This window comes from Citrobacter sp. Igbk 14, from assembly GCF_028069825.1.
Lineage (GTDB): Bacteria > Pseudomonadota > Gammaproteobacteria > Enterobacterales > Enterobacteriaceae > Citrobacter.
Window position 1 is genome coordinate 1 of record NZ_JANEWM010000059.1, and the last position, 16,288, is coordinate 16,288.

Here is a 16,288-nt window from a genome sequence, read left to right on the forward strand (position 1 = left end):
ACGAAGGCCGTGCTGGTGAGAACGTTGGTGTTCTGCTGCGTGGTATCAAACGTGAAGAAATCGAACGTGGTCAGGTACTGGCTAAGCCGGGCTCTATCAAGCCGCACACCAAGTTCGAATCTGAAGTTTATATCCTGTCCAAAGACGAAGGCGGCCGTCATACTCCGTTCTTCAAAGGCTACCGTCCGCAGTTCTACTTCCGTACTACTGACGTGACGGGTACCATCGAACTGCCGGAAGGCGTTGAGATGGTAATGCCGGGCGACAACATCAAAATGGTTGTTACCCTGATCCACCCGATCGCGATGGACGACGGTCTGCGTTTCGCAATCCGTGAAGGCGGCCGTACTGTAGGTGCGGGCGTTGTTGCTAAAGTAATGAGCTAATTATTTATTAATTAGCTTTGAGCTTAAAAAGGGCGCTTAGGCGCCCTTTTTGCTACCTGTGATTTAACCGTTGTCATATTTGTTCGCATTTTTTGTTCATTCTTCCATCGCGTAAATAACGTTGTGCTATTGTAATCATAACTATTCTCATTTACACTTTGCGCAGAAATTGAACGGGAGCGATCATGTACGTTTGTTTGTGTAATGCGATAAGTGATAAAAAAATTCGTCAGGCTGTTCGCCAGTTTCATCCTCAGTCCTTTCAGCAATTACGTAAGTTTATTCCTGTTGGAAATCAGTGCGGTAAGTGCATTCGTGCTGCCCGTGAAGTCATGCAGGATGAATTAACTCAAATGCCAGAATTTAAAGAGATCGCCTAAGTCACACTCTTTTTTTTGACATCCCTGTAGCCCCATCTACGCTCTAAGAGTGGAAGCGGAGGGACTATAAAATGAAAGGTGATGTTAAAATCATAAATTATCTCAATAAACTATTGGGAAATGAGCTTGTCGCAATCAACCAGTATTTTCTCCATGCCCGTATGTTTAAAAACTGGGGACTGACTCGCCTCAATGATGTTGAGTACCATGAATCAATCGATGAGATGAAACACGCTGATAAATACATTGAGCGTATTTTATTCTTAGAAGGTCTCCCAAACTTACAAGATCTAGGCAAGTTGGGGATTGGTGAAGATGTTGAAGAGATGCTGCAATCAGATCTTCGGCTCGAGCTTGATGGTGCGAAAGATTTACGCGAAGCCATTGCTTATGCCGATAGCGTTCATGACTATGTTAGTCGGGACATGATGATTGAGATCCTGACCGAAGAAGAAGGGCATATCGATTGGCTCGAAACGGAGTTGGATCTGATTGGAAAACTTGGGTTGCAAAACTATCTGCAATCGCAAATTAAGGTCAGCGATTAACCGCCCTGTATCAGATTTAGCCAGCCAACAACAAAACCCGCAGCCGCCAGATATGGCCCAAAAGGCAGCGGGTTTTTTAGTACCTGTCTCCCGTAACGGGCGCAGGAAATCCCGGTGAGACAGCATGCCATGCCCGCGGCAAGTAAAACCAACAGTGGTAATGATTCCCAGCGATGCCATGCGCCTAGCGCGGCAAGAAATTTGACATCACCAAAGCCTAATCCTTCCTGTCGGCATATCAAACGATACCCCCAGTAGAACAACGCAAATACCCCATAACCTGCGACGGCACCCCAAAGCGCGTCGGATAACTGTGCAGGTCTGCAGCACTGATGATAAATAAGACCGCCCCACAAAAGAGGGCAGGTGAATTTGTCGGGCAGCAACCCGGTACGTAGGTCATGGACTAAGAGCAACCCTGATAGCGAAACATAAAACAGCAGAAAGGGGAGGTCGATGTACATGGGCAAACCTTATCTGGTAAAAAGTATACCTTCGGGTAAGCTTGGCGACCCTACAAGTCCGGGATGTGGGTTATGGATACTCTTTTCCACGGAAAATGCGTTGCACCATAGGACATACAATCAGAGTGGAAGGAGGCCTGCATTTGTGAACGAGTGATTAATTTCTACGCGGCACTTGCTTAAGACTGAGATTTACGTATAATGCGCGGGCTTGTCTAATATTGACAGCGGTTCGATATGAGCCACCGGTACTGCGAAAGCAATACCAGACAATGTTCCCAATTGGGGAACTCTGTAAGAACGGTTACACTCTCCCATCAATCGTAATGGGTTTGAGGAGTAACTATTTCGTCTATAAAATAATTGGAGCTCTGGTCTCATGCAGAACCAAAGAATCCGTATCCGTTTGAAAGCGTTTGATCATCGTCTGATCGATCAATCAACCGCGGAAATCGTCGAGACTGCCAAGCGCACTGGTGCGCAGGTTCGTGGTCCGATCCCGCTGCCGACCCGCAAAGAGCGTTTCACCGTTCTGATCTCCCCGCACGTCAACAAAGACGCGCGTGATCAGTACGAGATCCGTACTCACAAGCGTCTGGTTGACATCGTTGAGCCAACTGAAAAAACCGTTGATGCTCTGATGCGTCTGGACCTGGCTGCCGGTGTAGACGTGCAGATCAGCCTGGGTTAATCAGGTCATCGAGCGATTGAGAGGTTGATACAATGATTGGTTTAGTCGGTAAAAAAGTGGGTATGACCCGCATCTTCACTGAAGATGGCGTATCTATCCCAGTAACCGTTATCGAAGTTGAAGCAAACCGCGTTACTCAGGTTAAAGATCTGGCTAACGATGGCTATCGCGCTGTTCAGGTTACCACCGGTGCTAAAAAAGCTAACCGCGTAACTAAGCCGGAAGCTGGCCACTTTGCTAAAGCTGGCGTAGAAGCTGGCCGCGGCCTGTGGGAGTTCCGTCTGGCAGATGGTGAAGAATACACCGTTGGTCAGAACATTAGCGTTGAACTGTTTGCTGACGTTAAAAAAGTTGACGTAACCGGTACCTCTAAAGGTAAAGGTTTCGCTGGTACCGTTAAGCGCTGGAACTTCCGTACCCAGGACGCTACTCACGGTAACTCCTTGTCTCACCGCGTTCCGGGTTCTATCGGTCAGAACCAGACTCCGGGCAAAGTGTTCAAAGGCAAGAAAATGGCAGGTCAGCTGGGTAACGAACGTGTAACCGTTCAGAGCCTGGACGTAGTACGTGTTGACGCTGAGCGCAACCTGCTGCTGGTTAAAGGTGGTGTTCCGGGTGCGACCGGTTGCGACCTGATCGTTAAACCAGCTGTGAAGGCGTAAGGGGATAGCAATGGAATTAGTATTGAAAGACGCGCAGAGCGCGCTGACTGTTTCCGAAACTACCTTCGGTCGTGATTTCAACGAAGCGCTGGTTCACCAGGTTGTTGTTGCTTATGCAGCTGGTGCTCGTCAGGGTACTCGTGCTCAGAAGACTCGTGCTGAAGTAACTGGTTCAGGCAAAAAGCCGTGGCGCCAGAAAGGTACCGGCCGTGCGCGTTCAGGTTCTATCAAGAGCCCGATCTGGCGTTCAGGTGGCGTGACCTTCGCTGCTCGCCCGCAGGACCACAGTCAAAAAGTTAACAAAAAGATGTACCGCGGCGCGCTGAAAAGCATTCTGTCCGAACTGGTACGTCAGGATCGTCTGATCGTTGTCGAATCATTCTCTGTAGAAGCGCCTAAAACTAAGCTGCTGGCACAGAAACTGAAAGACATGGCTCTGGAAGATGTGCTGATCATCACCGGTGAGCTGGACGAGAACCTGTTCCTGGCTGCGCGCAACCTGCACAAGGTTGACGTACGCGATGCAACTGGTATCGACCCGGTTAGCCTGATCGCCTTCGACAAAGTCGTAATGACTGCTGATGCTGTTAAGCAAGTTGAGGAGATGCTGGCATGATTCGTGAAGAACGTCTGCTGAAAGTGCTGCGCGCACCGCACGTTTCTGAAAAAGCGTCTACTGCGATGGAAAAAACTAACACCATCGTTCTCAAAGTTGCTAAAGACGCGACCAAAGCAGAAATCAAAGCTGCTGTGCAGAAACTGTTTGAAGTCGAAGTCGAAGTCGTTAACACCCTGGTAGTTAAAGGGAAAGTTAAACGTCACGGACAGCGTATCGGTCGTCGTAGCGACTGGAAAAAAGCTTACGTCACCCTGAAGGAAGGCCAGAATCTGGACTTCGTCGGCGGCGCTGAGTAAGTCGGAGGAGTAATACAATGGCAGTTGTTAAATGTAAACCGACATCTCCGGGTCGTCGCCACGTTGTTAAAGTGGTCAACCCAGAGCTGCACAAGGGCAAACCTTTTGCTCCGCTGGTTGAAAAAAACAGCAAATCCGGTGGTCGTAACAACAATGGCCGCATCACCACTCGTCACATCGGTGGTGGTCACAAGCAGGCTTATCGTATTGTTGACTTCAAACGCAACAAAGACGGTATCCCGGCAGTTGTTGAACGTCTTGAGTACGATCCGAACCGTTCCGCGAACATCGCGCTGGTTCTGTACAAAGACGGTGAACGCCGTTACATTCTGGCCCCTAAAGGCCTGAAAGCTGGCGACCAGGTTCAATCTGGCGTTGATGCTGCAATCAAAGCAGGTAACACCCTGCCGATGCGCAATATCCCGGTTGGTTCTACCGTTCATAACGTAGAAATGAAACCAGGTAAAGGCGGTCAGCTGGCACGTTCCGCTGGTACTTACGTTCAGATCGTTGCTCGTGATGGTGCTTATGTCACCCTGCGTCTGCGTTCTGGTGAAATGCGTAAAGTCGAAGCAGACTGCCGTGCAACTCTGGGCGAAGTTGGCAATGCTGAGCATATGCTGCGCGTTCTGGGTAAAGCAGGTGCTGCACGCTGGCGTGGTGTTCGTCCTACCGTTCGCGGTACTGCGATGAACCCAGTCGACCACCCACATGGTGGTGGTGAAGGTCGTAACTTTGGTAAGCACCCGGTAACTCCGTGGGGCGTTCAGACCAAAGGTAAGAAGACCCGCAGCAACAAGCGTACTGATAAATTCATCGTACGTCGCCGTAGCAAATAATTTTAGAGGATAAGCCATGCCACGTTCTCTCAAGAAAGGTCCTTTTATTGACCTGCACTTGCTGAAGAAGGTAGAGAAAGCGGTGGAAAGCGGAGACAAGAAGCCCCTGCGCACTTGGTCCCGTCGTTCAACGATCTTTCCTAACATGATCGGTTTGACCATCGCTGTCCATAATGGTCGTCAGCACGTTCCGGTATTTGTTTCCGACGAAATGGTCGGTCACAAACTGGGTGAATTCGCACCGACTCGTACTTATCGCGGCCACGCTGCTGATAAAAAAGCGAAGAAGAAATAAGGTAGGAGGAAGAGATGGAAACTTTAGCTCAACATCGCCATGCTCGTTCTTCTGCTCAGAAGGTTCGCCTTGTTGCAGACCTGATTCGCGGTAAGAAAGTGTCGCAGGCCCTTGATATTCTGACCTACACCAATAAGAAAGCGGCTGTACTGGTTAAGAAAGTCCTGGAATCTGCCATTGCTAACGCTGAACACAACGATGGCGCTGACATTGACGATCTGAAAGTTACGAAAATTTTCGTAGACGAAGGCCCGAGCATGAAGCGCATTATGCCGCGTGCAAAAGGTCGTGCAGATCGCATCCTGAAGCGCACCAGCCACATTACTGTGGTTGTGTCCGATCGCTGAGACTCTGGAGACTAGCAATGGGTCAGAAAGTACATCCTAATGGTATTCGCCTGGGTATTGTAAAACCATGGAACTCAACCTGGTTTGCGAACACCAAAGAATTCGCTGACAACCTGGACAGCGATTTTAAAGTACGTCAGTACCTGACTAAGGAACTGGCTAAAGCGTCTGTATCTCGTATCGTTATCGAGCGTCCGGCTAAGAGCATCCGTGTGACCATTCACACTGCTCGCCCGGGTATCGTTATCGGTAAGAAAGGCGAAGACGTAGAAAAACTGCGCAAAGTCGTAGCGGATATTGCTGGCGTTCCTGCTCAGATCAATATCGCCGAAGTGCGTAAGCCTGAACTGGACGCAAAATTAGTTGCTGACAGCATCACTTCTCAGCTGGAACGTCGCGTTATGTTCCGTCGTGCTATGAAGCGTGCTGTACAGAACGCAATGCGTCTGGGCGCTAAAGGTATTAAAGTTGAAGTTAGCGGCCGTCTGGGCGGCGCGGAAATCGCTCGTACCGAATGGTACCGTGAAGGTCGCGTTCCTCTGCACACTCTGCGTGCTGACATCGACTACAACACCTCTGAAGCGCACACCACTTACGGTGTAATCGGCGTTAAAGTGTGGATCTTCAAAGGCGAGATCCTGGGTGGTATGGCTGCTGTTGAACAACCGGAAAAACCGGCTGCGCAACCTAAAAAGCAGCAGCGTAAAGGCCGTAAATAAGGAGCGTCGCTGATGTTACAACCAAAGCGTACAAAATTCCGTAAAATGCACAAAGGCCGTAACCGCGGTCTGGCGCAGGGTACGGATGTTAGCTTCGGCAGCTTCGGTCTGAAAGCTGTTGGCCGTGGTCGTCTGACTGCCCGTCAGATCGAAGCAGCACGTCGTGCTATGACCCGTGCAGTTAAGCGTCAAGGTAAGATCTGGATCCGTGTATTCCCGGACAAACCGATCACTGAAAAGCCGCTGGCAGTGCGTATGGGTAAAGGTAAAGGTAACGTAGAGTATTGGGTTGCCTTGATTCAGCCGGGTAAAGTCCTGTATGAAATGGACGGCGTACCGGAAGAGCTGGCCCGTGAAGCATTCAAGCTGGCAGCAGCGAAACTGCCGATTAAAACCACCTTTGTAACTAAGACGGTGATGTAATGAAAGCAAAAGAGCTGCGTGAGAAGAGTGTTGAAGAGCTGAACACCGAGCTGCTGAATCTGCTGCGTGAGCAGTTCAACCTGCGTATGCAGGCTGCAAGTGGCCAGCTGCAACAGTCTCACCTGTTGAAGCAAGTGCGTCGTGATGTCGCACGCGTTAAGACTTTACTGACTGAGAAGGCGGGTGCGTAATGACCGATAAAATCCGTACTCTGCAAGGTCGCGTTGTTAGCGATAAAATGGAGAAATCCATTGTTGTTGCTATCGAACGTTTTGTGAAACACCCGATCTACGGTAAATTCATTAAGCGTACGACCAAACTGCACGTACATGACGAGAACAACGAATGCGGTACTGGTGACGTGGTTGAAATCCGCGAATGCCGTCCGCTGTCCAAGACTAAGTCCTGGACGCTGGTTCGCGTTGTAGAGAAAGCTGTTCTGTAATACAGTAGGCATTCTCAACGAATAAACGGCTCAGCGATGAGCCGTTTATTTTTTCTACCCATATCGTTTAAGCGGTGTTATAATGCCGCGCCCCCGATATGGGGCTTTTTTAACGACCTGATTTTCGGGTCTCAGTAGTAGTTGACATTAGCGGAGCACTAAAATGATCCAAGAACAGACTATGCTGAACGTCGCCGACAACTCCGGTGCACGTCGCGTAATGTGTATCAAGGTTCTGGGTGGCTCGCACCGTCGCTACGCAGGCGTCGGCGATATCATCAAGATCACCATCAAGGAAGCAATTCCACGTGGTAAGGTCAAAAAAGGTGATGTGCTGAAGGCGGTAGTGGTGCGCACCAAGAAGGGTGTTCGTCGCCCGGACGGTTCTGTCATTCGCTTCGATGGTAATGCATGCGTTATTTTAAACAATAACAGCGAGCAACCTATCGGTACGCGTATTTTTGGGCCGGTAACTCGTGAACTTCGTAACGAGAAGTTCATGAAAATTATCTCTCTGGCACCAGAAGTACTCTAAGGAGCGAATCATGGCAGCGAAGATCCGTCGTGATGACGAAGTTATCGTGTTAACCGGTAAAGATAAAGGTAAACGCGGTAAAGTAAAAAATGTCCTGTCTTCCGGCAAGGTCATTGTTGAAGGTATCAACCTGGTTAAGAAACATCAGAAGCCGGTTCCGGCCCTGAACCAACCAGGCGGCATCGTAGAGAAAGAAGCAGCTATTCAGATCTCTAACCTTGCTATCTTCAACGCGGCAACCGGCAAGGCTGACCGTGTAGGCTTTAGATTCGAAGACGGCAAAAAAGTCCGTTTCTTTAAATCTAACAGCGAAACTATCAAGTAATTTGGAGTAGTACGATGGCGAAACTGCATGATTACTACAAAGACGAAGTAGTCGCTAAACTCATGTCTGAGTTTAACTACAATTCTGTCATGCAAGTCCCTCGGGTCGAGAAGATCACCCTGAACATGGGTGTTGGTGAAGCGATCGCTGACAAGAAACTGCTGGATAACGCAGCAGCTGACCTGACAGCAATCTCCGGTCAAAAACCGCTGATCACCAAAGCACGCAAATCTGTTGCAGGCTTCAAAATCCGTCAGGGCTATCCGATCGGCTGTAAAGTAACTCTGCGTGGCGAACGCATGTGGGAGTTCTTTGAGCGCCTGATCACTATTGCTGTTCCACGTATCCGTGACTTCCGTGGCTTGTCCGCTAAGTCTTTCGACGGTCGTGGTAACTACAGCATGGGTGTCCGTGAGCAGATCATCTTCCCAGAAATCGACTACGATAAAGTCGACCGCGTGCGTGGTTTGGATATTACCATTACCACTACTGCGAAATCTGACGAAGAAGGCCGTGCTCTGCTGGCTGCCTTTGACTTCCCGTTCCGCAAGTAAGGTAGGGTTACTGAATGGCTAAGCAATCAATGAAAGCACGCGAAGTAAAGCGCGTAGCTTTAGCTGATAAGTACTTCGCAAAACGCGCTGAACTGAAAGCTATTATCTCTGATGTGAACGCGACCGACGAAGATCGTTGGAACGCAGTTCTCAAGCTGCAGTCTCTGCCGCGTGATTCCAGCCCGTCCCGTCAGCGTAACCGCTGCCGTCAAACAGGTCGTCCGCATGGCTATGTGGGCAAGTTCGGGTTGAGCCGTATCAAACTGCGTGAAGCCGCCATGCGCGGTGAAGTACCAGGCTTGAAAAAGGCTAGCTGGTAATTACCAATTGAATCACGGGAGTAAAGACAGATGAGCATGCAAGATCCGATCGCGGATATGCTGACCCGTATCCGTAACGGTCAGGCCGCGAATAAAGCTGCGGTCACCATGCCTTCCTCCAAGCTGAAAGTGGCAATTGCCAACGTGCTGAAGGAAGAAGGTTTTATTGAAGATTTTAAAGTTGAAGGCGACACCAAGCCGGAACTGGAACTTACTCTCAAGTATTTCCAGGGTAAAGCTGTTGTAGAAAGCATTCAGCGTGTCAGTCGCCCAGGTCTGCGCATTTATAAGCGTAAAGACGAGCTGCCGAAAGTTATGGCTGGCATGGGTATCGCAGTTGTTTCTACCTCTAAAGGTGTTATGACTGATCGTGCAGCGCGCCAGGCTGGTCTTGGTGGCGAAATTATCTGCTACGTAGCCTAATCGGAGGAAAAAATGTCTCGTGTTGCTAAAGCACCGGTCGTTATTCCTGCCGGCGTTGATGTAAAAATCAACGGTCAGGTTATTACGATCAAAGGTAAAAACGGCGAGCTGACTCGTACTCTCAACGATGCTGTTGCAGTAAATCATGCAGATAATGCACTGACCTTCGGTCCGCGTGATGGTTACGCTGATGGATGGGCTCAGGCTGGTACCGCGCGTGCCCTGCTGAATGCAATGGTTGTCGGTGTTACCGAAGGCTTCACTAAGAAGCTGCAGCTGGTTGGTGTAGGTTATCGTGCAGCGGTCAAAGGGAATGTAGTAAACCTTGCTTTAGGTTTCTCTCACCCAGTTGATCATCAGCTGCCGGCAGGTATCACTGCAGAATGTCCGACTCAGACTGAAATCGTGCTGAAAGGCGCTGATAAACAGCTGATCGGTCAGGTTGCAGCAGATCTGCGCGCCTACCGTCGTCCTGAGCCTTACAAAGGCAAGGGTGTTCGTTACGCCGACGAAGTCGTGCGTACCAAAGAGGCTAAGAAGAAGTAAGGTAACACTATGGATAAGAAATCTGCTCGTATCCGTCGTGCGACCCGCGCACGCCGCAAGCTCAAAGAGCTGGGCGCAACTCGCCTGGTGGTACATCGTACCCCGCGTCATATTTACGCACAGGTAATTGCACCGAACGGTTCTGAAGTTCTGGTAGCTGCTTCTACTGTAGAAAAAGCTATTGCTGAACAACTGAAGTACACCGGTAACAAAGACGCTGCAGCAGCTGTGGGTAAAGCTGTCGCCGAACGCGCTCTGGAAAAAGGCATCAAAGATGTGTCCTTTGACCGTTCCGGGTTCCAATATCATGGTCGTGTCCAGGCACTGGCAGATGCTGCCCGTGAAGCTGGCCTTCAGTTCTAAGGTAGAGGTGTAAGATGGCTCACATCGAAAAACAAGCTGGCGAACTGCAGGAAAAGCTGATCGCGGTAAACCGCGTATCTAAAACCGTTAAAGGTGGTCGTATTTTCTCCTTCACAGCTCTGACTGTAGTTGGCGATGGTAACGGTCGCGTTGGTTTTGGTTACGGTAAAGCGCGTGAAGTTCCAGCAGCGATCCAGAAAGCGATGGAAAAAGCCCGTCGCAATATGATTAACGTCGCGCTGAACCACGGCACCCTGCAGCACCCGGTTAAGGGTACTCATACGGGTTCTCGTGTATTCATGCAGCCGGCTTCCGAAGGTACCGGTATCATCGCCGGTGGTGCAATGCGCGCCGTTCTGGAAGTCGCTGGAGTTCGTAACGTTCTGGCTAAAGCGTATGGTTCCACCAACCCGATTAACGTGGTTCGTGCAACTATCGACGGTCTGGAAAATATGAAATCTCCGGAAATGGTCGCTGCCAAGCGTGGTAAATCCGTTGAAGAAATTCTGGGGAAATAAACCATGGCAAAGACTATTAAAATTACTCAAACCCGCAGTGCAATCGGTCGTCTGCCGAAACACAAGGCAACGCTGCTTGGCCTGGGTCTGCGTCGTATTGGTCACACCGTAGAGCGCGAGGATACTCCTGCTGTTCGTGGTATGGTCAACGCGGTTTCCTTCATGGTTAAAGTTGAGGAGTAAGAGATGCGTTTAAATACTCTGTCTCCGGCCGAAGGCTCCAAAAAGGCGGGTAAACGCCTGGGTCGTGGTATCGGTTCTGGCCTCGGTAAAACCGGTGGTCGTGGTCACAAAGGTCAGAAGTCTCGTTCTGGCGGTGGCGTACGTCGCGGTTTCGAGGGTGGTCAGATGCCTCTGTACCGTCGTCTGCCGAAATTCGGCTTCACTTCACGTAAAGCAGCGATTACAGCCGAAGTTCGTCTGTCTGACCTGGCTAAAGTTGAAGGCGGTGTTGTAGACCTGAACACGCTGAAAGCGGCTAACATTATCGGTATCCAGATCGAGTTCGCGAAAGTGATCCTGGCTGGTGAAGTAACGACTCCGGTAACTGTTCGTGGCCTGCGTGTTACTAAAGGCGCTCGTGCTGCTATCGAAGCTGCTGGCGGTAAAATCGAGGAATAAGTAGCAGATGGCTAAACAACCGGGATTAGATTTTCAAAGTGCCAAAGGTGGCTTAGGCGAGCTGAAACGCAGACTGCTGTTTGTAATCGGCGCGCTGATTGTGTTCCGTATTGGCTCTTTCATTCCGATCCCTGGTATTGATGCCGCTGTACTTGCCAAACTGCTTGAGCAACAGCGAGGCACCATCATTGAAATGTTTAACATGTTCTCTGGTGGTGCTCTCAGCCGTGCTTCTATCTTTGCTCTGGGGATCATGCCGTATATTTCGGCGTCGATCATTATCCAGCTGCTGACGGTGGTTCATCCAACGCTGGCAGAAATTAAGAAAGAAGGGGAGTCTGGTCGTCGTAAGATCAGCCAGTACACCCGCTACGGTACTCTGGTGCTGGCAATATTCCAGTCGATCGGTATTGCTACCGGTCTCCCGAATATGCCTGGTATGCAGGGCCTGGTAATGAATCCAGGCTTTGCATTCTATTTCACCGCTGTTGTAAGTCTGGTTACAGGGACTATGTTCCTGATGTGGTTGGGTGAACAGATTACTGAACGTGGTATCGGCAACGGTATCTCAATCATTATCTTCGCCGGTATTGTCGCGGGACTCCCGCCAGCCATTGCCCATACTATCGAGCAAGCGCGTCAAGGCGACCTGCACTTCCTCGTGTTGCTGTTGGTTGCAGTATTAGTATTTGCAGTGACGTTCTTTGTTGTATTTGTTGAGCGTGGTCAACGCCGTATTGTGGTAAACTACGCGAAACGTCAGCAAGGTCGTCGTGTCTATGCTGCACAGAGCACACATTTACCGCTGAAAGTGAATATGGCGGGGGTAATCCCGGCAATCTTCGCTTCCAGTATTATTCTGTTCCCAGCAACCATCGCGTCATGGTTCGGGGGCGGGACTGGTTGGAACTGGCTGACAACAATTTCGCTGTATTTGCAGCCTGGGCAACCGCTTTATGTGTTACTCTATGCGTCTGCAATCATCTTCTTCTGTTTCTTCTACACGGCGTTGGTTTTCAACCCGCGTGAAACAGCAGATAACCTGAAGAAGTCCGGTGCATTTGTACCAGGAATTCGTCCGGGAGAGCAAACGGCGAAGTATATCGATAAAGTAATGACCCGCCTGACTTTGGTTGGTGCGCTCTACATTACCTTTATCTGCCTGATCCCGGAGTTCATGCGTGATGCAATGAAAGTACCGTTCTACTTCGGTGGGACCTCACTGCTTATCGTTGTTGTCGTGATTATGGACTTTATGGCTCAAGTGCAAACTCTGATGATGTCTAGTCAGTACGAGTCTGCATTGAAGAAGGCGAATCTGAAAGGCTACGGCCGTTAACAGTCGCCCGAGAAGTTACGGAGAGTAAAAATGAAAGTTCGTGCTTCCGTCAAGAAATTATGCCGTAACTGCAAAATCGTTAAGCGTGATGGTGTCATCCGTGTGATTTGCAGTGCCGAGCCGAAGCATAAACAGCGCCAAGGCTGATTTATTCGCATATTTTTCTTGCAAAGTTGGGTTGAGCTGGCTAGATTAGCCAGCCAATCTTTTGTATGTCTGTGCGTTTCCATTTGAGTATCCTGAAAACGGGCTTTTCAGCATGGTGCGTACATATTAAATAGTAGGAGTGCATAGTGGCCCGTATAGCAGGCATTAACATTCCTGATCAGAAACATGCTGTGATCGCATTAACTTCGATCTACGGCGTCGGCAAGACCCGTTCTAAAGCCATTCTGGCTGCAGCGGGTATCGCTGAAGATGTTAAGATCAGTGAGCTGTCTGAAGAACAAATCGACACGCTGCGTGACGAAGTTGCCAAATTTGTCGTTGAAGGTGATCTGCGCCGTGAAGTTAGCATGAGCATCAAGCGCCTTATGGACCTTGGTTGCTATCGCGGTTTGCGTCATCGTCGTGGTCTCCCGGTTCGCGGTCAGCGTACCAAGACCAACGCACGTACCCGTAAGGGTCCGCGCAAACCGATCAAGAAATAATCGGGGTGATTGAATAATGGCAAAGGCACCAATTCGTGCACGTAAACGTGTAAGAAAACAAGTCTCTGACGGCGTGGCTCATATCCATGCTTCTTTTAACAACACCATCGTTACCATTACTGATCGTCAGGGTAACGCACTGGGTTGGGCAACAGCCGGTGGTTCCGGTTTCCGTGGTTCTCGCAAATCCACTCCGTTTGCAGCTCAGGTTGCAGCAGAGCGTTGCGCTGACGCCGTAAAAGAATACGGTATCAAGAATCTGGAAGTTATGGTCAAAGGACCGGGTCCAGGTCGCGAATCTACTGTTCGTGCTCTGAACGCCGCTGGTTTCCGCATCACTAATATTACTGATGTGACTCCGATCCCTCATAACGGTTGTCGTCCGCCGAAAAAACGTCGCGTATAACGCTGTCGTTTCTAGGATTGTTGGAGAAAGAAAATGGCAAGATATTTGGGTCCTAAGCTCAAGCTGAGCCGTCGTGAGGGCACTGACTTATTCCTTAAGTCTGGCGTTCGCGCGATCGATACCAAGTGTAAAATTGAACAAGCTCCTGGCCAGCACGGTGCGCGTAAACCGCGTCTGTCTGACTATGGTGTGCAGTTGCGTGAAAAGCAAAAAGTTCGCCGTATCTACGGTGTGCTGGAGCGTCAGTTCCGTAACTACTACAAAGAAGCAGCGCGTCTGAAAGGCAACACCGGTGAAAACCTGTTGGGTCTGCTGGAAGGTCGTCTGGACAACGTTGTATACCGTATGGGCTTCGGTGCCACTCGTGCAGAAGCACGTCAGCTGGTCAGCCATAAAGCAATTATGGTAAACGGTCGTGTTGTTAACATCGCTTCTTATCAGGTTAGTCCGAATGACGTTGTTAGCATTCGTGAGAAAGCGAAGAAGCAGTCTCGCGTGAAAGCCGCTCTGGAGCTGGCTGAGCAGCGTGAAAAGCCAACCTGGCTGGAAGTTGATGCTGGCAAGATGGAAGGTACGTTCAAGCGTAAGCCGGAGCGTTCTGATCTGTCTGCGGACATTAACGAACACCTGATCGTCGAGCTTTACTCCAAGTAAAGCTTAGTACCAAAGAGAGGACACAATGCAGGGTTCTGTGACAGAGTTTCTAAAACCGCGCCTGGTAGATATCGAGCAAGTGAGTTCGACGCACGCCAAGGTGACCCTTGAGCCTTTAGAGCGTGGCTTTGGCCATACTTTGGGTAACGCACTGCGCCGTATTCTGCTCTCATCGATGCCGGGTTGCGCGGTGACCGAGGTTGAGATTGATGGTGTACTACATGAGTACAGCACCAAAGAAGGCGTTCAGGAAGATATCCTGGAAATCCTGCTCAACCTGAAAGGGCTGGCGGTGAGAGTTCAGGGTAAAGATGACGTTATTCTTACCTTGAATAAATCTGGCATTGGCCCTGTGACTGCAGCCGACATTACCCATGATGGGGATGTCGAAATCGTCAAGCCACAGCACGTGATCTGCCACCTGACCGATGAGAATGCATCTATTAGCATGCGTATCAAAGTTCAGCGCGGTCGTGGTTATGTGCCGGCTTCTACCCGAATTCATTCGGAAGAAGATGAGCGCCCAATCGGCCGTCTGCTGGTCGACGCATGCTACAGCCCTGTAGAGCGTATTGCCTACAATGTTGAAGCAGCGCGTGTAGAACAGCGTACCGACCTGGACAAGCTGGTCATCGAAATGGAAACCAACGGCACAATCGATCCTGAAGAGGCGATTCGTCGTGCGGCAACCATTCTGGCTGAACAACTGGAAGCTTTCGTTGATTTACGTGATGTACGTCAGCCGGAAGTTAAAGAAGAGAAACCAGAATTCGATCCGATCCTGCTGCGCCCTGTTGACGATCTGGAATTGACTGTCCGCTCTGCTAACTGCCTCAAAGCAGAAGCTATCCACTATATCGGTGATCTGGTACAGCGTACTGAGGTTGAGCTTCTTAAGACGCCTAACCTTGGTAAAAAATCTCTTACCGAGATTAAAGACGTGCTGGCTTCCCGTGGACTGTCTCTGGGCATGCGCCTGGAAAACTGGCCACCGGCAAGCATCGCTGACGAGTAACCGGATCACAGGTTAAGGTTTTACTGAGAAGGATAAGGTCATGCGCCATCGTAAGAGTGGTCGTCAACTGAACCGCAACAGCAGCCATCGCCAGGCTATGTTCCGCAATATGGCAGGTTCACTGGTTCGTCATGAAATCATCAAGACGACTCTGCCGAAAGCGAAAGAGCTGCGTCGCGTAGTTGAGCCGCTGATTACTCTTGCCAAGACTGATAGCGTAGCTAATCGTCGTCTGGCATTCGCCCGCACTCGTGATAACGAGATCGTGGCAAAACTGTTTAACGAGCTGGGCCCGCGTTTCGCGAGCCGCGCCGGTGGTTACACTCGCATTCTGAAGTGTGGCTTCCGTGCAGGTGACAACGCGCCGATGGCATACATCGAGCTGGTTGATCGCTCTGAATCGAAAGCAGAAGCTGCTGCAGAGTAATCTGTAGTAACGTAAAAAAACCCGCCTCGGCGGGTTTTTTTATATCCGCAAGATCCCCACTTATCTACAATATCTGTATTCTTTTTGTTCATCCCCTGGGGTGTCGTATGTGGTTACTGGACCAGTGGGCAGAGCGTCATATCGTTGACGCACAATCTAAAGGCGAGTTTGATGATTTACCGGGTACAGGTGAGCCATTGACTCTTGACGATGATTCTCATGTCCCGCCGGAGCTTCGGGCCGGGTACCGTTTATTAAAAAACGCTGGGTGTCTTCCTCCTGAGCTCGAACAACGCAGAGAGGCGATACAGTTGCTTGATATACTTGCAGGTATTCGCCAGGACGATCCTCGTTATCAGGATGTGAGTCGACGTCTGTCGCTACTTGAACTCAAACTTCGTCAGGCCGGACTTAGCACCGAGTTTCTACGTGGTGAATACGCGGATAAGCTATTGCATAAAATTAATGATGAATAGCG

Annotated in this window: 32 protein-coding genes and 1 pseudogene; 32 read left to right on the forward strand and 1 reads right to left on the reverse strand. The window is 50.0% G+C overall.

The features are described 5' to 3' along the window. The 3 genes and pseudogenes from tuf to bfr form a co-directional block, all read left to right on the forward strand. Positions 1 to 386 (forward strand): annotated as a pseudogene (tuf, locus tag NNN64_RS18695) (elongation factor Tu); the annotation flags it as partial. Between the two features lie 185 nt (positions 387 to 571). Next, positions 572 to 766, forward strand: coding sequence for a bacterioferritin-associated ferredoxin (gene bfd / locus NNN64_RS18700; RefSeq protein WP_003031111.1), 195 nt, complete (start codon positions 572 to 574; stop codon positions 764 to 766). Positions 767 to 837: 71 nt separating this feature from the next. Then, on the forward strand, positions 838 to 1,314 hold the full coding sequence (bfr, locus tag NNN64_RS18705) for a bacterioferritin (RefSeq protein ID WP_040232010.1): 477 nt from the start codon (positions 838 to 840) through the stop codon (positions 1,312 to 1,314). On the opposite strand, the gene NNN64_RS18710 is transcribed toward bfr, so the two are convergent. Continuing rightward, positions 1,311 to 1,778, reverse strand: coding sequence for a prepilin peptidase (locus NNN64_RS18710; RefSeq protein WP_271442358.1), 468 nt, complete (start codon positions 1,776 to 1,778; stop codon positions 1,311 to 1,313). The genes bfr and NNN64_RS18710 overlap by 4 nt on opposite strands. Before the next feature lie 379 nt (positions 1,779 to 2,157). Between NNN64_RS18710 and rpsJ the strand changes: the two genes are divergently transcribed. The 29 genes from rpsJ (at position 2,158) to NNN64_RS18855 (ending at position 16,286) form a co-directional block, all read left to right on the forward strand. After that, complete coding sequence (gene rpsJ, locus NNN64_RS18715) at positions 2,158 to 2,469, forward strand: 30S ribosomal protein S10 (protein WP_001181005.1); 312 nt, start codon at positions 2,158 to 2,160, stop codon at positions 2,467 to 2,469. A 32-nt stretch (positions 2,470 to 2,501) separates the two neighbouring features. Then, complete coding sequence (rplC, locus tag NNN64_RS18720; RefSeq protein WP_003031117.1) at positions 2,502 to 3,131, forward strand: 50S ribosomal protein L3; 630 nt, start codon at positions 2,502 to 2,504, stop codon at positions 3,129 to 3,131. 10 nt (positions 3,132 to 3,141) lie between these two features. Beyond that, a complete protein-coding gene (gene rplD / locus NNN64_RS18725) occupies positions 3,142 to 3,747 on the forward strand; it encodes a 50S ribosomal protein L4 (RefSeq protein ID WP_003031119.1) in 606 nt (201 codons plus the stop codon). Then, positions 3,744 to 4,046 carry a 50S ribosomal protein L23 gene (gene rplW / locus NNN64_RS18730; protein ID WP_000617546.1) on the forward strand — a complete coding sequence of 101 codons (303 nt, stop codon included), beginning with the start codon at positions 3,744 to 3,746 and terminating at the stop codon, positions 4,044 to 4,046. Before rplD ends, rplW begins: the two co-directional genes overlap by 4 nt. Before the next feature lie 17 nt (positions 4,047 to 4,063). Further along, positions 4,064 to 4,885, forward strand: coding sequence for a 50S ribosomal protein L2 (gene rplB, locus NNN64_RS18735; protein WP_016154746.1), 822 nt, complete (start codon positions 4,064 to 4,066; stop codon positions 4,883 to 4,885). A gap of 16 nt (positions 4,886 to 4,901) precedes the next feature. Further along, positions 4,902 to 5,180 carry a 30S ribosomal protein S19 gene (gene rpsS, locus NNN64_RS18740; RefSeq protein ID WP_001138115.1) on the forward strand — a complete coding sequence of 93 codons (279 nt, stop codon included), beginning with the start codon at positions 4,902 to 4,904 and terminating at the stop codon, positions 5,178 to 5,180. A 14-nt stretch (positions 5,181 to 5,194) separates the two neighbouring features. After that, positions 5,195 to 5,527, forward strand: a complete 333-nt coding sequence (rplV, locus tag NNN64_RS18745) for a 50S ribosomal protein L22 (RefSeq protein WP_000448832.1) — start codon at positions 5,195 to 5,197, stop codon at positions 5,525 to 5,527. Between the two features lie 17 nt (positions 5,528 to 5,544). Continuing rightward, positions 5,545 to 6,246, forward strand: coding sequence for a 30S ribosomal protein S3 (gene rpsC, locus NNN64_RS18750; RefSeq protein ID WP_000529945.1), 702 nt, complete (start codon positions 5,545 to 5,547; stop codon positions 6,244 to 6,246). A gap of 12 nt (positions 6,247 to 6,258) precedes the next feature. Continuing rightward, complete coding sequence (gene rplP, locus NNN64_RS18755) at positions 6,259 to 6,669, forward strand: 50S ribosomal protein L16 (RefSeq protein WP_000941212.1); 411 nt, start codon at positions 6,259 to 6,261, stop codon at positions 6,667 to 6,669. Further along, positions 6,669 to 6,860, forward strand: a complete 192-nt coding sequence (gene rpmC, locus NNN64_RS18760) for a 50S ribosomal protein L29 (RefSeq protein WP_000644742.1) — start codon at positions 6,669 to 6,671, stop codon at positions 6,858 to 6,860. Before rplP ends, rpmC begins: the two co-directional genes overlap by 1 nt. After that, a complete protein-coding gene (gene rpsQ / locus NNN64_RS18765; RefSeq protein WP_003031120.1) occupies positions 6,860 to 7,114 on the forward strand; it encodes a 30S ribosomal protein S17 in 255 nt (84 codons plus the stop codon). The genes rpmC and rpsQ overlap by 1 nt, the downstream gene beginning before the upstream one ends. A 163-nt stretch (positions 7,115 to 7,277) precedes the next feature. After that, entirely contained in the window at positions 7,278 to 7,649 is a 372-nt protein-coding gene (gene rplN / locus NNN64_RS18770; protein WP_000613954.1) for a 50S ribosomal protein L14, read from the forward strand. Between the two features lie 10 nt (positions 7,650 to 7,659). After that, positions 7,660 to 7,974, forward strand: a complete 315-nt coding sequence (rplX, locus tag NNN64_RS18775) for a 50S ribosomal protein L24 (protein ID WP_003031122.1) — start codon at positions 7,660 to 7,662, stop codon at positions 7,972 to 7,974. 14 nt (positions 7,975 to 7,988) lie between these two features. Next, positions 7,989 to 8,528, forward strand: a complete 540-nt coding sequence (gene rplE, locus NNN64_RS18780; protein ID WP_064541635.1) for a 50S ribosomal protein L5 — start codon at positions 7,989 to 7,991, stop codon at positions 8,526 to 8,528. Positions 8,529 to 8,542: 14 nt separating this feature from the next. After that, positions 8,543 to 8,848, forward strand: coding sequence for a 30S ribosomal protein S14 (gene rpsN, locus NNN64_RS18785; RefSeq protein WP_003031125.1), 306 nt, complete (start codon positions 8,543 to 8,545; stop codon positions 8,846 to 8,848). 30 nt (positions 8,849 to 8,878) lie between these two features. Beyond that, on the forward strand, positions 8,879 to 9,271 hold the full coding sequence (gene rpsH, locus NNN64_RS18790; RefSeq protein ID WP_003031127.1) for a 30S ribosomal protein S8: 393 nt from the start codon (positions 8,879 to 8,881) through the stop codon (positions 9,269 to 9,271). A 12-nt stretch (positions 9,272 to 9,283) separates the two neighbouring features. Next, positions 9,284 to 9,817, forward strand: coding sequence for a 50S ribosomal protein L6 (rplF, locus tag NNN64_RS18795; RefSeq protein WP_006687355.1), 534 nt, complete (start codon positions 9,284 to 9,286; stop codon positions 9,815 to 9,817). 9 nt (positions 9,818 to 9,826) lie between these two features. Further along, positions 9,827 to 10,180, forward strand: a complete 354-nt coding sequence (rplR, locus tag NNN64_RS18800) for a 50S ribosomal protein L18 (RefSeq protein WP_000358956.1) — start codon at positions 9,827 to 9,829, stop codon at positions 10,178 to 10,180. A 14-nt stretch (positions 10,181 to 10,194) separates the two neighbouring features. Beyond that, entirely contained in the window at positions 10,195 to 10,698 is a 504-nt protein-coding gene (gene rpsE / locus NNN64_RS18805; RefSeq protein ID WP_003031131.1) for a 30S ribosomal protein S5, read from the forward strand. A gap of 3 nt (positions 10,699 to 10,701) precedes the next feature. Further along, on the forward strand, positions 10,702 to 10,881 hold the full coding sequence (gene rpmD, locus NNN64_RS18810; RefSeq protein WP_001140434.1) for a 50S ribosomal protein L30: 180 nt from the start codon (positions 10,702 to 10,704) through the stop codon (positions 10,879 to 10,881). A gap of 3 nt (positions 10,882 to 10,884) precedes the next feature. Continuing rightward, on the forward strand, positions 10,885 to 11,319 hold the full coding sequence (rplO, locus tag NNN64_RS18815) for a 50S ribosomal protein L15 (RefSeq protein ID WP_001238917.1): 435 nt from the start codon (positions 10,885 to 10,887) through the stop codon (positions 11,317 to 11,319). Between the two features lie 7 nt (positions 11,320 to 11,326). Beyond that, the gene (gene secY / locus NNN64_RS18820; protein WP_001118864.1) at positions 11,327 to 12,658 is read left to right on the forward strand and encodes a preprotein translocase subunit SecY; all 1,332 of its coding nucleotides are present in this window, start codon (positions 11,327 to 11,329) and stop codon (positions 12,656 to 12,658) included. 30 nt (positions 12,659 to 12,688) lie between these two features. Then, positions 12,689 to 12,805, forward strand: coding sequence for a 50S ribosomal protein L36 (gene rpmJ / locus NNN64_RS18825; protein ID WP_000868187.1), 117 nt, complete (start codon positions 12,689 to 12,691; stop codon positions 12,803 to 12,805). 146 nt (positions 12,806 to 12,951) lie between these two features. After that, entirely contained in the window at positions 12,952 to 13,308 is a 357-nt protein-coding gene (gene rpsM / locus NNN64_RS18830) for a 30S ribosomal protein S13 (protein WP_003031135.1), read from the forward strand. Between the two features lie 16 nt (positions 13,309 to 13,324). Then, positions 13,325 to 13,714: a 30S ribosomal protein S11 gene (gene rpsK, locus NNN64_RS18835; RefSeq protein WP_260861814.1), complete on the forward strand. Its 390-nt coding sequence runs from the start codon at positions 13,325 to 13,327 to the stop codon at positions 13,712 to 13,714. Positions 13,715 to 13,747: 33 nt separating this feature from the next. Further along, complete coding sequence (gene rpsD, locus NNN64_RS18840; RefSeq protein WP_003031138.1) at positions 13,748 to 14,368, forward strand: 30S ribosomal protein S4; 621 nt, start codon at positions 13,748 to 13,750, stop codon at positions 14,366 to 14,368. 25 nt (positions 14,369 to 14,393) lie between these two features. Further along, positions 14,394 to 15,383 carry a DNA-directed RNA polymerase subunit alpha gene (locus NNN64_RS18845; RefSeq protein ID WP_003031139.1) on the forward strand — a complete coding sequence of 330 codons (990 nt, stop codon included), beginning with the start codon at positions 14,394 to 14,396 and terminating at the stop codon, positions 15,381 to 15,383. Positions 15,384 to 15,423: 40 nt separating this feature from the next. Further along, positions 15,424 to 15,810 carry a 50S ribosomal protein L17 gene (gene rplQ, locus NNN64_RS18850; RefSeq protein ID WP_001216372.1) on the forward strand — a complete coding sequence of 129 codons (387 nt, stop codon included), beginning with the start codon at positions 15,424 to 15,426 and terminating at the stop codon, positions 15,808 to 15,810. A gap of 107 nt (positions 15,811 to 15,917) precedes the next feature. Beyond that, positions 15,918 to 16,286: a DUF1992 domain-containing protein gene (locus NNN64_RS18855; RefSeq protein ID WP_271442359.1), complete on the forward strand. Its 369-nt coding sequence runs from the start codon at positions 15,918 to 15,920 to the stop codon at positions 16,284 to 16,286. Positions 16,287 to 16,288: the final 2 nt, after the last annotated feature.

Excerpts from the sequence above, each read along its gene's own strand:
- bfd (WP_003031111.1), top strand. The coding sequence starts at position 572 with ATGTACGTTTGTTTGTGTAATGCGATAAGTGATAAAAAAATTCGTCAG.
- bfr (WP_040232010.1), top strand. The coding sequence starts at position 838 with ATGAAAGGTGATGTTAAAATCATAAATTATCTCAATAAACTATTGGGA.
- NNN64_RS18710 (WP_271442358.1), bottom strand. The coding sequence starts at position 1,778 with ATGTACATCGACCTCCCCTTTCTGCTGTTTTATGTTTCGCTATCAGGG.
- rpsJ (WP_001181005.1), top strand. The coding sequence starts at position 2,158 with ATGCAGAACCAAAGAATCCGTATCCGTTTGAAAGCGTTTGATCATCGT.
- rplC (WP_003031117.1), top strand. The coding sequence starts at position 2,502 with ATGATTGGTTTAGTCGGTAAAAAAGTGGGTATGACCCGCATCTTCACT.
- rplD (WP_003031119.1), top strand. The coding sequence starts at position 3,142 with ATGGAATTAGTATTGAAAGACGCGCAGAGCGCGCTGACTGTTTCCGAA.
- rplW (WP_000617546.1), top strand. The coding sequence starts at position 3,744 with ATGATTCGTGAAGAACGTCTGCTGAAAGTGCTGCGCGCACCGCACGTT.
- rplB (WP_016154746.1), top strand. The coding sequence starts at position 4,064 with ATGGCAGTTGTTAAATGTAAACCGACATCTCCGGGTCGTCGCCACGTT.
- rpsS (WP_001138115.1), top strand. The coding sequence starts at position 4,902 with ATGCCACGTTCTCTCAAGAAAGGTCCTTTTATTGACCTGCACTTGCTG.
- rplV (WP_000448832.1), top strand. The coding sequence starts at position 5,195 with ATGGAAACTTTAGCTCAACATCGCCATGCTCGTTCTTCTGCTCAGAAG.
- rpsC (WP_000529945.1), top strand. The coding sequence starts at position 5,545 with ATGGGTCAGAAAGTACATCCTAATGGTATTCGCCTGGGTATTGTAAAA.
- rplP (WP_000941212.1), top strand. The coding sequence starts at position 6,259 with ATGTTACAACCAAAGCGTACAAAATTCCGTAAAATGCACAAAGGCCGT.
- rpmC (WP_000644742.1), top strand. The coding sequence starts at position 6,669 with ATGAAAGCAAAAGAGCTGCGTGAGAAGAGTGTTGAAGAGCTGAACACC.
- rpsQ (WP_003031120.1), top strand. The coding sequence starts at position 6,860 with ATGACCGATAAAATCCGTACTCTGCAAGGTCGCGTTGTTAGCGATAAA.
- rplN (WP_000613954.1), top strand. The coding sequence starts at position 7,278 with ATGATCCAAGAACAGACTATGCTGAACGTCGCCGACAACTCCGGTGCA.
- rplX (WP_003031122.1), top strand. The coding sequence starts at position 7,660 with ATGGCAGCGAAGATCCGTCGTGATGACGAAGTTATCGTGTTAACCGGT.
- rplE (WP_064541635.1), top strand. The coding sequence starts at position 7,989 with ATGGCGAAACTGCATGATTACTACAAAGACGAAGTAGTCGCTAAACTC.
- rpsN (WP_003031125.1), top strand. The coding sequence starts at position 8,543 with ATGGCTAAGCAATCAATGAAAGCACGCGAAGTAAAGCGCGTAGCTTTA.
- rpsH (WP_003031127.1), top strand. The coding sequence starts at position 8,879 with ATGAGCATGCAAGATCCGATCGCGGATATGCTGACCCGTATCCGTAAC.
- rplF (WP_006687355.1), top strand. The coding sequence starts at position 9,284 with ATGTCTCGTGTTGCTAAAGCACCGGTCGTTATTCCTGCCGGCGTTGAT.
- rplR (WP_000358956.1), top strand. The coding sequence starts at position 9,827 with ATGGATAAGAAATCTGCTCGTATCCGTCGTGCGACCCGCGCACGCCGC.
- rpsE (WP_003031131.1), top strand. The coding sequence starts at position 10,195 with ATGGCTCACATCGAAAAACAAGCTGGCGAACTGCAGGAAAAGCTGATC.
- rpmD (WP_001140434.1), top strand. The coding sequence starts at position 10,702 with ATGGCAAAGACTATTAAAATTACTCAAACCCGCAGTGCAATCGGTCGT.
- rplO (WP_001238917.1), top strand. The coding sequence starts at position 10,885 with ATGCGTTTAAATACTCTGTCTCCGGCCGAAGGCTCCAAAAAGGCGGGT.
- secY (WP_001118864.1), top strand. The coding sequence starts at position 11,327 with ATGGCTAAACAACCGGGATTAGATTTTCAAAGTGCCAAAGGTGGCTTA.
- rpmJ (WP_000868187.1), top strand. The coding sequence starts at position 12,689 with ATGAAAGTTCGTGCTTCCGTCAAGAAATTATGCCGTAACTGCAAAATC.
- rpsK (WP_260861814.1), top strand. The coding sequence starts at position 13,325 with ATGGCAAAGGCACCAATTCGTGCACGTAAACGTGTAAGAAAACAAGTC.
- rpsD (WP_003031138.1), top strand. The coding sequence starts at position 13,748 with ATGGCAAGATATTTGGGTCCTAAGCTCAAGCTGAGCCGTCGTGAGGGC.
- NNN64_RS18845 (WP_003031139.1), top strand. The coding sequence starts at position 14,394 with ATGCAGGGTTCTGTGACAGAGTTTCTAAAACCGCGCCTGGTAGATATC.
- rplQ (WP_001216372.1), top strand. The coding sequence starts at position 15,424 with ATGCGCCATCGTAAGAGTGGTCGTCAACTGAACCGCAACAGCAGCCAT.
- NNN64_RS18855 (WP_271442359.1), top strand. The coding sequence starts at position 15,918 with ATGTGGTTACTGGACCAGTGGGCAGAGCGTCATATCGTTGACGCACAA.